Consider the following 14,264-nt stretch of genomic DNA (forward strand, 5'->3'; position numbering starts at 1 on the left):
TACTTCCCGCGAACCCTTGCCCAAGCCATCAACAGCTAAGCCAACTGGTATGATGAGTCAATCACTAATTGAGGTGACATGTGCCCACTGAGCAAAAACAATGTGTGTCATGGCGGGTGTGTCGAGCCACCGAGGCGCTCCGGCAAGCCCCCGACTCGGCCTTTCTCAGGTAATGCGCCGAATGCTCGCGGCGATCTCTTCCGGCTCGAACACCCGCTTCCAGTCGTCGCGCATCAGCACCGGCTTACCGAATTCGATCGCCTTGTTGCAGGCGTCGGAGAACACACCCTTGGTCTCGCCGAAAATGACGGCGCCGAGCACGTTCATATGGCCGAGCAGGAAATCGAGCGCCGCCTGTTGGTCGACGCCACGCGCGACGACCTCGTCGACGGCTTCCTTCATGACGACAAGCAGTGATGCGCACACCGTCTCCGATAAACCGGGCTCCAGCAGCGCCATCTGCTCGACGGTGACACGGTGCGAGCGCATGACCGGCGCCCAGATGATTTTCGCGACCGCCTCGCCCTTGGCGTAATCCGCTTCCGGTCCCTGCATCAGCGCGCTGACCATATGCTGCTTGGCCTTGACGCCGCCAAAATAGTCCTTCTTGGCCGCCATGTCGGTCTCGTCGTTGAAGATCGGCGGATGACAGGGATGAGTGACGAAATAGGTCAGGTCCGGCCGGTTGGGCAGATGGCCGGCGAAGGGTGCAGCCGCGTCGAGCACTATCACCATCGTGCCAGGCGCCAGTTTGCTCTCGATATCAGCCGCCACCTTGCCGATATGCGTGTCGGGAACGGCCAGGATGACGATGTCCGCCCCGTCCAGCGCCGCATCGGCACTGACCGCGTCAAAGCCCAGTCCGGTCTTCAGCCGCTCGCGGCCGGCCTCGCTCACCTCGACATGGCGTACCGTGTAGAGCGATCCGCGAAAATTGGTCGACAGGCGGTAACCCATTTTGCCGCCGGCACCGAGCAGCGCAATCGTCGTCATGTAATCCCTACTCCCGATTCAAACGACGGCCGCGCCGATCGTCATGTTATTAACTGGTATGATCACCTTACCACGAATTGAGGAGTTGAACAGGGCTTTGATGAGCGGCTATGCAGTCGCCGTTTGGCTTCCGTCCGCACGATTTCCGCGGTGGCGGCCGAGAATTCAACCAAGCCAGAGCGCCGTTGCCTTTCCAGACGTTCGATGCCCGCGTTAGAAGCCTCCAGGTCCATTTTTGCGGGGGCTCGGTCGCGAGGTGACGGTGGGGGGCCACCAGCAAGGCGAAGCGCGTCCGCGGGGTCCGGTCGCGTTTTCGGGCCGTGAGTTCTCGCGGCGATTTGGCGAAGGGCTATAGAGAGCGCTTTGCCGGGGTTCCGGCGAGCCAAATCACTTCTAGGCGATCATGCCGACAATTATTTACCGGTAGCTTCCCGGGTCCTTGGCTTTCTCCGCCCGACAGCTGTCCGTGCGTTGCGCCGCCGTGCGGAAAGCGCCTTCATAAAACCTGATGGCTCTCTTGAATTTGGGGGGATTGGGCATCAGGTGTTTATCTTGCACATCGTACAAGATATATATCGCCGTTATTTTGGATTTTCCGTCTGGAGTCAGCTGCAGCGCCGGGCATCGCGTCGTAACGGCGATGACGTTAGCTGACCATGTTACGACCAATTTCAACTGGGCGTCGGACAGCCCGGCCAGATAGTTGATGTTTTTTTGATAGGCAGGGTCGATGTGTTGTCGATTATCTTTTGCAGACGCAGCGGAAGACAGGACACCTACCGCGCCGAGTATAATCAATATGCATTTCAAAAGCTGCCTCCCCCAATGTTATGGCCATCTCGACCACGGCATTGTCCGTCCCCACAAAGCAGGTTGAAACAAGTCAATTCGAAAAGCAATTGGGGTTCGCGACCTTATACGGATCACCGCACCTTCAGAACCCGGTTGCTCGCGGACGCCCTTCTTCAACCAAGTGAAACCGGTAGCGATCGCGTATGAACTCGTTGAAAAATTGCCCTTTCGAGAAGGCGGCGCGGAACGCCGCATAGGTCTCGGGCTCGACCTCTTCATAGTCGTAGCGGGCTCCGCTCGGGACGAACCAGACCGAGAGGATTTTCGTCGACGGGTCGTAGTGGGTGTTGCGAATGGCAGTGGACGGCATGTCGAAAATCCTGCTTCGTCCCCAAATCTTTCGCCCCAAATCCTGCTTCGAACATGCGTAATGCCGCAACGATGCGGAGGTTCCGTCAGGGAGGCGCACCACAACGCCGAAAATCTTGCCCGGGCCGCGAGGCTTCCTATCTCTCCGTCAGATGGCGCAGACGAAATCCAGCACAACAGCATATGCCAGCCAAGGCGATCTCTTCGGCGTGGCCGACGCGTTGCCGGAAGGATTTTCTTACCGGCCTAGCCTGATCACAACGGACGAAGAGGCGGAACTGGTCCGTCACCTCAATGAACTGTCCTTCAAGCCGTTCGATTTCCATGGCCATATTGCCAACCGGCTGGTCGCCGGCTTCGGCTGGCGCTACGACTACGACCGGCGACAGGTCGTCGAAGCGCCGCCCATCCCGAAATTCCTGCTGCCGCTTCGCGACAAGGTCGCGGATTTTGCCGGCAGGCAGGCCACGGAATTCGCCCAAGTGCACATCAACGAGTATCGGCCGGGCGCGGGCATAGGTTGGCATCGCGACAAGCCGCATTTCGATCTCGTCGCCGGCGTCTCGCTGCTGGCGCCCTGCAGCTTTCGGCTGCGCCGCAAAAACGGCTCGAAATGGGATCGCGAGACGATCGAGGTCGAACCGAGGTCCCTCTATCTCATGGACGGTCCGGCGCGCCACGAGTGGGAGCACAGCATTCCGCCGGTCGCCGGGCACCGCTATTCGATCACGCTGCGCACTCTGAAATAGGCCACACTCCAAGCCACGCAGCAGCCGCTCTGGAAGACCGAGCGCAGTTGTGCTTCGATCGCACATGAGCGTGGATCGCAGCAGAGTTTTGGTTACCCGCGTGGCGCTCTTTCTGTGGGCATGCCTGTCCTGCGTTCTGGCTCTGCAGTGGCTCGTCGACCTTGGCATGGTCGGCTTTCCCGACGGATACATAACGCCCTATGCCCGAGCAACGAGCACGCTGTTGCATGTCCTTGTCTGGGCATGCCTGGCTCAAAGTCTCTACTTCGCTTGCCGAGCCTTGTTTGGCAAACGCTTCGAGCCTGCTCCTCTCTTCCTGCAAATCCTGATCGCCGCCGCACTGACTGTCGTGCCGGTATTCATCGTAAAACACTGTCCGCGGTCCCAGGTATGCAGCAACATCTATGAAGCGCTCACGAATACGATGATGGACGACGGCACCGGCGGATGACGTTGTGTCTCCAGTAACTGACGAGAGATAGAAGTTTGGCGTCGCGCCCGCGCGGTGGCGGTAAAACCTGGAGGAACCATGCGAAAGATCCTGGCATCGATGCTGCTGTTCGCGGCGGCGCTATCTGCAAACCCCGCTCGGGCGCTGGACAGTACCAGCCCGCCGGTAGTCGTCACGCCGCTTGCCGATCGCAGCCAGACGGCGTCCGGCCAGCCGATCGTGCTGCCGCAGAAAAATGTCCAGGTCCTGGTTTCAACCTATGACATTGCGGTCGGCGCCACTCTGCCGGTGCACAAGCACCCGTTTGCCCGCTACGCCTATGTCGAGGCCGGGACACTCAAAGTGACGAATGTCGAGACCGGCAACAGCAACACCTACAAGACGGGCGATTTCATCATCGAGATGATCGGCCAATGGCACCAGGCCACCAACATCGGCGACGCCCCGGTCAAGCTGCTGGTCATCGACCAGGCCGAACAAGGCGCCAAGAACACGGTGCTGCAGAAACAATAGATCTCTCGCTACGGACCTAGGCAGGGTTGCCGGGCTGGCCCAAGCAGCGACTGGCTGTTCCGGCTTCCCCACCAACCGAGCCGATGCTAGGGCTGGCCGTCATGCAATCATGAAGGATCGCCCCTTGGCCGGAAATGCTCGCCCCCTGATCGAAATCTGCGTCGAAGGCATCGATGGACTGCTGGCCGCGCAGGCCGCCGGCGCCGACCGGGTCGAGCTCTGCGCCAGCCTGGTCGAAGGCGGCATCACGCCCAGCCTCGGCACGGTGCGCGCCGCACTCGAGAGCGCGACCATTCCCTTCCATGTCATCGTGCGGCCGCGCGGCGGCGATTTCCTCTACAGCGAGGCCGAATACAGCTCGATGCTCGCCGATGTCGCAGCGCTTCGTGACCTCGGCGTCGCCGGTGTCGTCGTCGGTTGCCTCAATGCCGACGGCACCATCGATGAAACCCGCATGGGCGCACTGGTCGATGCCGCCGGTCCGCTCGCCGTTACCTGCCACCGCGCCTTCGACATGACGCGCGACCCGGCCGAGGCGCTGGAAGCGCTGATCCGCTGCAAGGTCGGCCGCGTGCTGACCAGCGGCCAGAGGGACACCGCGGTGGAAGGCGCCGGCCTGTTGGCGGATCTCGTCCGCCAGGCCGACGGCCGCATCATCATCCTCGGCTGCGGCGCGCTGGACCCCGAAAACATCGCCGGGGTGCTGGCATCAACCGGGCTGAGGGAACTGCATTTCGCCGCGCTCAAGGACGTACCGAGCGCCATGGCCTACCGCAACCCGCAAGTCGGCATGGGCGGCGCCGATCTCGACCGCGAGTATCGCACCACAGTCACCGATGGGGCGCTGGTTGCGGCGACGATTGCGGCGGCCAGAGCATGATGAGCAAAGCCGTGACTGGGCCGTCGCCGATCAGCCGTGTCTCGCCTCGGGACGAAGCGGCCATCCTCGCACTCAACAATGAGCACGCCGCCGAACTGTCATGGCTCGAGCCCGAACGGCTGTCTTTCCTGCTTGGCGAAGCGTTTTACGTCAGGCGCATCGGCACGCTCGAAGCCTTCATCATGACCTTCGACCAGGATGCGGCCTACGACAGCCCGAATTTCCTCTGGTTCCGCGAGCGCTATCCACGCTTCGTCTATGTCGACCGCGTCGTCGTCGCGGCGCAAGCGCGCGGCCGCGGCCATGCCCGCCGGCTCTACGAGGATCTGTTCGGGGAAGTCGCCCGCGCGGGCCACAGCATCGTCACCTGCGAGGTGAATGCCGAACCTCCCAATCCGGCTTCGGACGCCTTCCATGCCGCGCTTGGCTTTGCGCAAGTCGGGGAAGCGGCGATCCATGGCGGCCAGAAGACCGTGCGCTACTACCTCAGGCAGATTGCGGGCTGACGCATCGCTGGCTGATGATCGGCAAGCAGATCGCCACGGCAGCATAAGATTAGGAGTCCGTAGCCCTCACCAATTCCGGTTCAGCCAGGCCCGCGCGGGCTTCTCGACCAGATAGTAGCTGCATAATGCACAGGCGAAGACAGCCGCCAGCATCGGGATCGGTGCACTGCCCTGCTCGGCGACGAATTTGTAGAAGGGCTGTTGCCAGAGATAGAGCGAGTACGACCATAGCCCGATCATCACCATCGGCCTGGATGAAAGCAGGCCGGTAAGATGCCAGTTGCTGGTGTCCAGCGTATTGACGGCAAGCGCCAGCAACGGCACCGCCAGTAGGTAATGGATCGGCGTCGGCACCGGATCGAGGAACAGCAATATAGCCGCCGCCGCCGACACGAGGCTGACATAGGGGCTCGTCAGGAATGCCGGCAGCCGGTCATCGTGCTTGAGCAGGCAGATCGATGCCGACAGCAGGATCGAGGCGATATGCACATCGGTGCGCCAATAGCTGTGCTCGTAATCCATGCCGAGTGCCCAGTACGAAATGGCGCCATTGGCCATCGCCAGCAGCGACAGCGTCACCAGCAGCCGAACGACATTACCCCGCCCGGTCACCACCACGCTGATCAGCGCCAGGATGATGTAGGCATGCTCTTCCACGCATAGCGACCAGATGTGGTCGAGCGCGCCGGCGCGGGTGATGAGAATTCCGGCATAGTTGTAGGTGAATGTCAGCGCCGTCAGCGCCGCCTTCCATTTGAAGCCGATAAAGGTGCCGGAGAGCCCGATCATGGCTGATGTCACGAACACCAGCAGCGCGGGATAGATGCGCGAAAAGCGGCGCTTGAAGAATTTTTTCAGCGGAAAGCGTTCGATGAACAGTATCTCGCCCATCAGCCGGCCTGAGAGCGCGAAGAAGAACTCGACGCCGAGCACGCCGAGATTGATCCCGGGAACGGGGAAGAAATGGCCGATCAGCACCAGTGCGATCGAAAGCCCGCGCCAGCCATCGAGATAGGCCAGTCTTGCTCTGGCTGCTTTGTCGGCTGTGGCCCGCGGCAGGGCAACAGACGCTGCGGAGATGTCGGCCATGCCGATCCTCTACGACGCAAGATCTTGGCGCAGCTCACACCGCCGCGCGCAGAATCCACCCCGTGTTCCGCCAAGCTATACATATTGCAGTGCAATATCAGATTGTGCAAGTGCGAGAATGGGGCTGGGCAGTCCCTTGGGAAGTATGCGCCTGTTCTTGCACGGGAATTACCTGAAACAACGGATTTGCGCGTGGCAGCGAACCCGCAAGGACTGGGCAGTTACAGCCCGCCGCAGACGAACAAAGGGGCCGCGATGGCCCCTTTCCTTGTCAGTAGCTTTATGATGTCAGGCGTTGGCTGCCGCCACCGCGCGCTTGGCCATCACGGCGATCAAATTGGCACGGTATTCGGCCGAAGCGTGGAGGTCGGTCATCAAATTCTTCGCCGGCACTTTCACGCCGTCGAGCGCCGATGCGGCAAAATTCTTCGCCAGTGCGGCTTCGATCTCCTTCGAGCGGAACACGCCGTCATCGCCGGCACCGGTAACGGCAACGCTGACCCCGTCCTTGCCCTTGGCCACGAACACGCCGACAATCGCATAGCGCGAGGCCGGGTTGCGGAATTTTTCGTAAGCAGCCTTGGCCGGCGCGGTAAAACTCACCGCGGTGATGATCTCGCCTTCTTTCAGCGCCGTTTCGAACAGGCCGGTGAAGAATTTCGCGGCTGAAATCTCGCGCTTGTTGGTGACGATGGTGGCGCCCAGCGCCAAGAGCGCCGCCGGATAATCGGCGGCTGGGTCGTTGTTGGCGACCGAGCCGCCGATCGTGCCCTTGTGGCGCACCGCCGGATCGCCAATCAGCGACGCAAGGTGCGCAAGCGCCGGACAGGCCTTCCGCAGCTTCTCGTCATTGGCGACGTCGTAATGGGTTGTGGCGGCGCCGATGGTGACGGTCTTGCCCGACACCTTAACGCCTTGCAGTTCCTTGATCCGCGACAGGTCGATCAGGTCGGAGGGTGCGGCGAGCCGCGTCTTCATCGCCGGGATCAGCGTCATGCCGCCTGACAAAACCCTGGCGTCGCCGCTCTTCACCAGCTTGGCGGCGTCGGCGACCGAGGCGGCGCGGTGGTAGTTGACTGCGTACATGGGATCCTCCCCTGAAGTGGTTAGGCAGTAGTGAGTAGTCAGTAGTGAATGCTCAGCTGCCGTTGGCGATGAAGCTCTTCGCTAATCACTACTCACTACTCACTCTGTTCAATGCTTCGCCGCCCTAATCGCCGCCCACACCGTCGACGGCGAGGCCGGCATGGCGATGTCCACAATCCCCAAAGCGTCGGTGATGGCGTTGATGACCGCTGGCGGCGAGCCGATGGCGCCAGCCTCGCCACAGCCCTTGATGCCGAGCGGATTGCTCGGACACGGCGTGTTCGAGGTCGACACCTTGAATGACGGCAGGTCGTCCGCGCGCGGCATGGTGTAGTCCATGTAGCTCGCCGTCAGCAGCTGCCCGCTATCGTCGTAGTGAGCGCCTTCCAGCAGCGCCTGGCCGATGCCCTGGGCGATGCCGCCATGCACCTGGCCCTCGACGATCATCGGGTTGATGATGTTGCCGAAATCGTCCGCGGCGACGAACTGGACGATCTCGGTCGTGCCGGTTTCCGGATCGATCTCGACCTCGCAGATGTAGCAGCCGGCTGGGAAAGTGAAGTTCGCCGGATCGTAGAAGGCGGTTTCCTTCAGTCCCGGCTCCATGCCTGCCGGCAGATTGTGGGCGGTGTAGGAGGCAAGCGCCACCTGGAACCAGGGCAGGCTCTTGTCGGTGCCGGCAACCTTGACCTCGCCATTCTCGATGACGATGTCGCCCTCGTCGGCCTCGAGCAGATGGGCGGCGATTTTCTTGGCCTTGACCTCGACCTTGTCGAGCGCCTTGGCAATTGCCGACATGCCGACCGCGCCCGAGCGCGAGCCGTAGGTGCCCATGCCCATCTGCACCTTGTCGGTGTCGCCATGGACGATCGACACCGAGTCGAGCGGCACGCCGAAGCGCTGGGTGACCAGTTGCGCGAAGGTCGTCTCATGGCCCTGGCCGTGGCTGTGCGAGCCGGTCAGCACCTCGATCGTGCCGACGGCATTGACCCGCACCTCGGCCGATTCCCACAGACCGACGCCGGCGCCGAGCGAACCGACCGCCGCCGACGGCGCGATGCCGCAGGCCTCGATATAGCAGCTCATGCCGATGCCGCGCAGCCTGCCCTGGCTGGCGGCTGCCGCTTTGCGCTTGGCAAAGCCGGCATAGTCGGACGCCTGTGTCGCCGCATCGAGTGAAGCTCCATAGTCGCCGGCGTCATAGTTCATGATGACCGGCGTCTGATGCGGAAACTCGGTGATGAAATTGGCGCGCCGAAGCTCCGCCGGAGACACGCCGAGTTCGCGTGCGGCGGTCTCCATTGTGCGTTCGAGCAAATAGGTCGCTTCCGGCCGCCCTGCCCCACGATAGGCATCGACGGGTGCCGTGTTGGTGTAGACGGTGCGCACATTGGCGTGGATCGTCGGGATGTTGTACTGGCCCGACAGCAGCGTCGCGTAGAGATAGGTCGGCACGCAAGACGAGAACAGCGACATGTAGGCGCCGAGATTGGCGATGGTGTCGACTTTGAAGCCGGTGATCTTGTTGTTCTTGTCGAACGCCATTTCGACCGTCGAGACATGGTCGCGGCCATGTGCGTCGGTGAGAAAGCTTTCGGTACGGTCGGCAACCCATTTGACCGGCACGCCGGTCTTCTTCGACGCCCACAGGCAGACGATCTCTTCGGGATAGATGTAGATCTTCGAGCCGAAGCCGCCGCCGACATCGGGCGCAATGACGCGCAGCTTGTTTTCCGGCGCGACATTGTAGAAGGCGCTCATCACTAGCCGCGCGACATGCGGGTTCTGCGACGTCGTCCAGCAGGTAAAATGGTCCTCGGCTTTGTCGTAATGGCCAAGGGCCGCGCGCGGCTCCATGGCGTTGGGAACCAGCCGGTTGTTGACGATCTTCATGCGGGTGACATGGGCCGCCGCCTGGATCGCCGCGTCGGTCGCCTTGGCATCGCCGATCTCCCAGTCGAAGATCAGATTGTCCTCGGCCTCGGCATGGACCTGCGGCGCACCTTTTTGCAGCGCCTTGGTGGCATCGACCACCGCCTTCAATTCCTTGTAGGTGATCTCGACCGCTTCGGCCGCGTCGCGGGCCTGGCCCTTGGTTTCCGCCACCACGATGACGACCGCATCGCCGACATAGCGCACCTTGTCGACCGCCAGCGGCGACCACGCGCCCATCTTCATCGGCGAGCCGTCCTTGGAATGGATCATCCAGCCGCAGATCAGGTTGCCGATGCCGTCGGCCTTGAGCTCCTTGCCGGTCAAGACGCCGATGACGCCGGGCATCGCCTGCGCTCGTCTGACGTCGATCTTCCTGATTTGAGCATGCGCGTGCGGGCTGCGCACGAAAGCGGCATGCTTCATGCCGGGAACCACCATGTCGTCGACATAGCGGCCGGCGCCGGTGATGAACCGTTTGTCTTCCTTGCGCACGACCCGAGCGCCGATGCCTTCAATGCCCATAGGAATTCCTCCGGAATAGCGAATAGTGAGTAGCGAATAGTGAACAGTGAGTAGGGAATTGTGCTCGGAGCGGTTCGGCTAAACCGACTACTCGCTATTCACTATTCACTACTCGCTTCTTTCTTACGCTGCCTGTTTCGCCCTGCCCTTCGGCACCTTCGCCATCGTCTGCGATGCGGCGAGGATCGCCTTGACGATGTTGTGGTAGCCGGTGCAGCGGCAGATGTTGCCTTCGAGCTCGGCGCGCACCGTCGCCTCGTCAAGTCCTTCGGGATGGCGCGCGATCATGTCGGTCGCCGTCATGATCATGCCCGGCGTGCAGAAGCCGCATTGCAGCCCATGATGTTCCTTGAACGCGGCCTGCATCGGATGCAGGTCGCCGCCATTGGCAAGCCCTTCGATCGTCACCACGGTCGACCCGGAGGCCTGCACGGCCAGCATCGAACAGGACTTCACCGCCTTGCCGTCGACATGCACGACGCAGGCGCCGCATTGAGAGGTGTCACAACCGACATGCGTTCCGGTGAGACCAAGATTTTCGCGCAGGAAATGAACCAGAAGCGTTCGGTCCTCGGCAGCGCCGCTGATCCGTTTTCCGTTCACGACAAACGAAACGTCCGACATGCATCCCCCCTGGGTATCGACCTTGGTAGTCATGCTGCCGATGCGGCTTTGGCGCTCGGCCATGCGCTATTGGTACACTGCAAAAAGCGCAAAAAACACACGGCGCTCATTGTACTTTCGGTCATGGAGAAAACGAAAATCATGGGCCTGTCCGCCCCATTGCCAAAGAGCGAATAGGGGGCAACAATGCCCTCGACGCCAACGCGCCGAGAGACATAAAACGGGCGCGCGCAGGAAGCGTCGGAGGATATCGGGAGGAAGCCTCTGGCCAGTTCACGGACGAGCTATGCATCCGGTCTGTCGGCGCTCACCACCGACGAGCCCGACGCCGATGCATTCGCCCTCGCGGTCGCCGTCGAGGCCGCAGCCATCGATGCCGGCTTTGCCCTGCTGTTCTTCTCCCAGAGCCTGTTTGACGCGAGCGTCCTTTCGCAAGGGCTGAAGACCCACGCGCCGACGCTGGCCTACGCCGCCTGCTCGACCGCCGGCGAGATTACCCCCCAGGGCCTGGAGGAAGGCCATGTGCTGGCGCTGCTCTTTCCCTCCGCGTCGTTTTCGGCGGTCAGCACCATGGTCGACAATCTCTCCTCGTCGGGCATGGACAGGATTACTGATGAAGTCGAGGCCTTGCGGCGCCTGCTGCGCGGACGCACTGGCAGTTGCCATGCCAAAAGCACTTTCGCGCTCTGCTTCATCGACGGCCTGTCCTTTGCAGAGGAAGCGGTGACCTCGGCCATCCATTGGGGGCTGGACGACATCCCGCTGATCGGCGGTTCGGCGGGCGACGATTTGAAATTCGAAACCACCAGGCTGATTTCGAACGGCAAGGTAGCGTCAGACAGCGCCATCATTGTGCTGATCGCCACCGAGATCCCGTTCCATGTCTTCAAGACCGACAATTTCATCCCCACCGACGAGAAGCTGGTGGTGACGGCATCCGATCCGGACCACCGCACCGTGCGCGAATTCAACGCCACCAATGCGGCTGAGGAGTATGCAGCCTCCGTCGGCATCGTTGCGCAGAACCTGACGCCGATGAGCTTCGCCTCGCACCCGGTGGTGGTGAAAGTGGGCGGCGAATATTACTGCCGCTCGATCCAGAAGATGCATGCCGACGGCTCACTGTCTTTCTTCTGCGCCATAGACGACGGCGTCGTGCTCTCCATCGCCCAGCCCAAGGACATGGTGGAATCGACGCGCGCCGCACTGCGCGACGTCGAGGAGCGGCTCGGCGGCATCGACATGATCCTCGGCTTCGATTGCGTGCTGCGCCGGCTCGACGCCCGCAACCGCCAGGTGTTCCGCGACATTTCGGAGCTCTACCGGGTCAACAATGTCATCGGCTTCGGCACCTATGGCGAACAGTACCGTTCGATGCATCTGAACCAAACCTTCACCGGCATCGCCTTCGGCGAACGCCAGGCGGCGGAATAGCGCATGCCGCTCAGGGACATCAACGACGTCGACAGGCTGAAGAAGATCAACGCCGCTCTGGTCAGCCGCGTCGAGCGCTCGATGGACCAGCAGGGCAACGCCTTCTCGCTGTTCCAGACCGCAATTTCACTGGAAAACCGCGTGCGCATGCGCACCGAGGAACTACACTCGACCTTGCGCCGGCTGGAACAGTCGAACATCGACCTCAGCGCCGCAAAGGAAAACGCCGAACTGGCAAACCTGTCCAAGACCAGGTTCCTGGCCGCCGCCAGCCATGACGTGCTGCAGCCGCTGAACGCCGCCCACCTCTCCGTCTCGGCGCTGGCCGAAGTGCAGACCAGCGACGAGGGCAAGAAACTTGTCCGTCAGGTCGAGCGCTCGCTGGAGACCATGGAAGACCTGTTGCGCACGCTGCTGGACATTTCCAAGCTCGATGCCGGTGTGGTGCAGCCCGACATCGGCGATGTCAATCTGGAGACGCTGTTTTCCTCGCTGCGGTCGGATTTCCTGCCCGTGGCCGAGATGAAGGGGCTGGCGCTGAAGTTCCGCCCGGTCAGCGCCGTGGTGCGTTCGGACCGCACGCTCTTGCGCCGCATCCTGCAAAACATCCTGTCCAATGCGCTGCGCTATACCCCTTCGGGCGGCGTGCTTGTCGGCACAAGGCATCGCGGCGATACCATCCGCATCGATGTCGCCGACACCGGCTGCGGCATTCCCGACGACCAGCGCGAGGCGGTGTTCGAGGAGTTCCATCGCGGCTCCGCCATTCCAGCCGACACCGGGATCTCCGGCGGCGGGCTGGGCCTGGGCCTTGCCATCGTGCGGCGCATGGCCGCCGCGCTCGGTCATCCCGTGACGTTCTCCTCGAGGGTTGGGCGCGGCACCATCTTCCACATCGACGTGCCGGTCGGCATCGGCGCCAGCGCCGACGCCATCGCCAGCCTTGCCGAAATGGAGCGGCCGCGCGGCTACGGCCTGTTCGGCACCAAGGTGCTGCTGGTCGAAAACGACGCCGACGTGCTGCAGGCGATGACTTTCCTGCTCGAGCGCTGGCAGTGCCTGGTGCGCGCCGCGACCTCGACCGAGGCTGCGGTCAGCCTGCTTGGCGACACCGACTGGGTGCCCGACATCGTCATTGCCGACCAGCATCTCGACGACGGCGACCTCGGCACCGCCACCATCGCCGAAGTCCGCGATTATCTCGGCCGCGCCGTGCCGGCGCTGATCGTCACCGCGGACGGATCGGAGGCCGTCGTCAAAGCCGCCCGCGCCGCCGGCATCGAACTGATGCGCAAGCCGCTGAAACCGGCGCAGCTAAGGGCGCTGCTGGCGCATTTGCTGGCTTGAGCCCCATACCATCCCCTCGATGGGGAGGGTCGGCGCGCAGCGCCGGGGCGGGGTGCAGCGCCAAGCTCCCCCACCCCGCTCCGCTTCGCGGATCGACCCTCCCCACAAGGGGGAGGGTAAAGATCAAAACCCGGCCTGATCGCGAAACAGCTCCGCATTGTCCAGCTTCGACACCTCAATCACCGCTTGCGTGCGGCTGTAGACGTTGAGCTTGCGCAGGATCTCCGAGACATGCGCCTTGACCGTGGTCTCGCCGACCTGCAGCTCGTAGGCGATCTGCTTGTTCAGCAGGCCCTGGCGCAGCATCTGCAGCACGCGCAGCTGCTGCGGCGTCAGTTTGGCCAGCCGCTGCACCATATCGGCGCGGTCGGCGCTGTCGGCGTCGGGCGGCTGTCCCTCATAGGTCTCCGGCACATAGATCGCGCCCTCCATCACTGAGCGGATGGCGGCGGCAAGATCGCTCTTGCGCGCCGATTTCGGGATGAAGCCGGCAGCGCCATAGGACAACGCCTCGGAGATGATCTTCGGCTCCTCATAGCCCGAGACGACGACCACCGGCAGCCGCGGATGGCGGGTCCTGAGTTGCAGCAGTCCATCGAAGCCATGGACATCAGGCATGTTGAGATCGAGCAGCGCCAGATCGAACGGTTTTATCCCACCCAGAAGATCGAGCGCCTCGGCGATCGAGCGCGCCTCCACGGTGTCGACTTCCGGATAGGCCATCTGCACGGCGCTGTGCAGCGCCTCGCGAAACAGCGGATGGTCGTCGATGATCAGAAACCGGGCGCGATCGTTGATTGCGGTCATGGTGTTCGTTTCAGTTCTCCGTGGGCACGATACTCCCGCTGGTATGGCCAGCTTATTGGCAAATAGTCTATCGCCATCTTGGTCCACGGAGCGCAGCCGACGCTTTTGCCAGCGCTGATGCCTTGCCCGGCGGTCCAAATCGGTCAAATGTGCCCTCAGTTGAAGCA

Annotated in this window: 15 protein-coding genes; 7 read left to right on the forward strand and 8 right to left on the reverse strand. The window is 62.3% G+C overall.

What is annotated here, in order from left to right:
- Positions 1 to 165: 165 nt before the first annotated feature.
- From NKI37_RS08230 to NKI37_RS08240, 3 genes are all read right to left on the reverse strand, one after another.
- Positions 166 to 993 carry a phosphogluconate dehydrogenase C-terminal domain-containing protein gene (locus tag NKI37_RS08230; RefSeq protein WP_023706030.1) on the reverse strand — a complete coding sequence of 276 codons (828 nt, stop codon included), beginning with the start codon at positions 991 to 993 and terminating at the stop codon, positions 166 to 168.
- Between the two features lie 417 nt (positions 994 to 1,410).
- Positions 1,411 to 1,791 (reverse strand): hypothetical protein, encoded by a 381-nt coding sequence (locus NKI37_RS08235; protein WP_352787270.1) that lies wholly within the window; start codon positions 1,789 to 1,791, stop codon positions 1,411 to 1,413.
- 136 nt (positions 1,792 to 1,927) lie between these two features.
- Positions 1,928 to 2,155 (reverse strand): KTSC domain-containing protein, encoded by a 228-nt coding sequence (locus NKI37_RS08240; protein WP_023744756.1) that lies wholly within the window; start codon positions 2,153 to 2,155, stop codon positions 1,928 to 1,930.
- Positions 2,156 to 2,306: 151 nt separating this feature from the next.
- Here NKI37_RS08240 and NKI37_RS08245 point away from each other — a divergent pair, with 151 nt between their 5' ends.
- From NKI37_RS08245 to NKI37_RS08265, 5 genes are all read left to right on the forward strand, one after another.
- Complete coding sequence (locus NKI37_RS08245; RefSeq protein WP_352787272.1) at positions 2,307 to 2,903, forward strand: alpha-ketoglutarate-dependent dioxygenase AlkB; 597 nt, start codon at positions 2,307 to 2,309, stop codon at positions 2,901 to 2,903.
- Between the two features lie 64 nt (positions 2,904 to 2,967).
- Positions 2,968 to 3,354, forward strand: a complete 387-nt coding sequence (locus tag NKI37_RS08250) for a hypothetical protein (RefSeq protein ID WP_023730737.1) — start codon at positions 2,968 to 2,970, stop codon at positions 3,352 to 3,354.
- Positions 3,355 to 3,432: 78 nt separating this feature from the next.
- On the forward strand, positions 3,433 to 3,867 hold the full coding sequence (locus tag NKI37_RS08255; RefSeq protein WP_352763528.1) for a cupin domain-containing protein: 435 nt from the start codon (positions 3,433 to 3,435) through the stop codon (positions 3,865 to 3,867).
- Positions 3,868 to 3,976: 109 nt separating this feature from the next.
- Entirely contained in the window at positions 3,977 to 4,747 is a 771-nt protein-coding gene (locus NKI37_RS08260; RefSeq protein ID WP_502896291.1) for a copper homeostasis protein CutC, read from the forward strand.
- The gene (locus tag NKI37_RS08265) at positions 4,747 to 5,253 is read left to right on the forward strand and encodes a GNAT family N-acetyltransferase (RefSeq protein ID WP_352787287.1); all 507 of its coding nucleotides are present in this window, start codon (positions 4,747 to 4,749) and stop codon (positions 5,251 to 5,253) included. Before NKI37_RS08260 ends, NKI37_RS08265 begins: the two co-directional genes overlap by 1 nt.
- A 66-nt stretch (positions 5,254 to 5,319) precedes the next feature.
- On the opposite strand, the gene NKI37_RS08270 is transcribed toward NKI37_RS08265, so the two are convergent.
- The 4 genes from NKI37_RS08270 to NKI37_RS08285 form a co-directional block, all read right to left on the reverse strand.
- Positions 5,320 to 6,342, reverse strand: coding sequence for an acyltransferase family protein (locus NKI37_RS08270; RefSeq protein WP_352787276.1), 1,023 nt, complete (start codon positions 6,340 to 6,342; stop codon positions 5,320 to 5,322).
- 288 nt (positions 6,343 to 6,630) lie between these two features.
- Positions 6,631 to 7,428 (reverse strand): FAD binding domain-containing protein, encoded by a 798-nt coding sequence (locus NKI37_RS08275; protein ID WP_352787278.1) that lies wholly within the window; start codon positions 7,426 to 7,428, stop codon positions 6,631 to 6,633.
- A gap of 108 nt (positions 7,429 to 7,536) precedes the next feature.
- Positions 7,537 to 9,885, reverse strand: a complete 2,349-nt coding sequence (locus NKI37_RS08280; protein ID WP_352787280.1) for a xanthine dehydrogenase family protein molybdopterin-binding subunit — start codon at positions 9,883 to 9,885, stop codon at positions 7,537 to 7,539.
- 123 nt (positions 9,886 to 10,008) lie between these two features.
- The gene (locus tag NKI37_RS08285) at positions 10,009 to 10,509 is read right to left on the reverse strand and encodes a (2Fe-2S)-binding protein (RefSeq protein ID WP_023681712.1); all 501 of its coding nucleotides are present in this window, start codon (positions 10,507 to 10,509) and stop codon (positions 10,009 to 10,011) included.
- Between the two features lie 297 nt (positions 10,510 to 10,806).
- On the opposite strand from NKI37_RS08285, the gene NKI37_RS08290 reads away from it, so the two are divergent.
- Both NKI37_RS08290 and NKI37_RS08295 read left to right on the forward strand, forming a co-directional pair.
- Positions 10,807 to 11,943, forward strand: a complete 1,137-nt coding sequence (locus NKI37_RS08290) for an FIST N-terminal domain-containing protein (protein WP_352787289.1) — start codon at positions 10,807 to 10,809, stop codon at positions 11,941 to 11,943.
- 3 nt (positions 11,944 to 11,946) lie between these two features.
- Complete coding sequence (locus NKI37_RS08295) at positions 11,947 to 13,290, forward strand: ATP-binding response regulator (protein ID WP_352787282.1); 1,344 nt, start codon at positions 11,947 to 11,949, stop codon at positions 13,288 to 13,290.
- A 123-nt stretch (positions 13,291 to 13,413) separates the two neighbouring features.
- Here NKI37_RS08295 and NKI37_RS08300 read toward each other — a convergent pair whose 3' ends face one another.
- Positions 13,414 to 14,097 (reverse strand): response regulator, encoded by a 684-nt coding sequence (locus NKI37_RS08300; RefSeq protein WP_023672627.1) that lies wholly within the window; start codon positions 14,095 to 14,097, stop codon positions 13,414 to 13,416.
- Positions 14,098 to 14,264 lie beyond the last annotated feature (167 nt).

This window comes from Mesorhizobium sp. M0626 (assembly GCF_040320665.1).
Taxonomy (GTDB): Bacteria; Pseudomonadota; Alphaproteobacteria; order Rhizobiales; family Rhizobiaceae; genus Mesorhizobium.

Coding starts and splice junctions, on each gene's coding strand:
- NKI37_RS08260 (WP_502896291.1), top strand. CDS start 3,977: ATGAAGGATCGCCCCTTGGCCGGAAATGCTCGCCCCCTGATCGAAATC.
- NKI37_RS08275 (WP_352787278.1), bottom strand. CDS start 7,428: ATGTACGCAGTCAACTACCACCGCGCCGCCTCGGTCGCCGACGCCGCC.
- NKI37_RS08245 (WP_352787272.1), top strand. CDS start 2,307: ATGGCGCAGACGAAATCCAGCACAACAGCATATGCCAGCCAAGGCGAT.
- NKI37_RS08230 (WP_023706030.1), bottom strand. CDS start 993: ATGACGACGATTGCGCTGCTCGGTGCCGGCGGCAAAATGGGTTACCGC.
- NKI37_RS08250 (WP_023730737.1), top strand. CDS start 2,968: ATGAGCGTGGATCGCAGCAGAGTTTTGGTTACCCGCGTGGCGCTCTTT.
- NKI37_RS08285 (WP_023681712.1), bottom strand. CDS start 10,509: ATGTCGGACGTTTCGTTTGTCGTGAACGGAAAACGGATCAGCGGCGCT.
- NKI37_RS08270 (WP_352787276.1), bottom strand. CDS start 6,342: ATGGCCGACATCTCCGCAGCGTCTGTTGCCCTGCCGCGGGCCACAGCC.
- NKI37_RS08265 (WP_352787287.1), top strand. CDS start 4,747: ATGAGCAAAGCCGTGACTGGGCCGTCGCCGATCAGCCGTGTCTCGCCT.
- NKI37_RS08300 (WP_023672627.1), bottom strand. CDS start 14,097: ATGACCGCAATCAACGATCGCGCCCGGTTTCTGATCATCGACGACCAT.
- NKI37_RS08240 (WP_023744756.1), bottom strand. CDS start 2,155: ATGCCGTCCACTGCCATTCGCAACACCCACTACGACCCGTCGACGAAA.
- NKI37_RS08295 (WP_352787282.1), top strand. CDS start 11,947: ATGCCGCTCAGGGACATCAACGACGTCGACAGGCTGAAGAAGATCAAC.
- NKI37_RS08255 (WP_352763528.1), top strand. CDS start 3,433: ATGCGAAAGATCCTGGCATCGATGCTGCTGTTCGCGGCGGCGCTATCT.
- NKI37_RS08280 (WP_352787280.1), bottom strand. CDS start 9,885: ATGGGCATTGAAGGCATCGGCGCTCGGGTCGTGCGCAAGGAAGACAAA.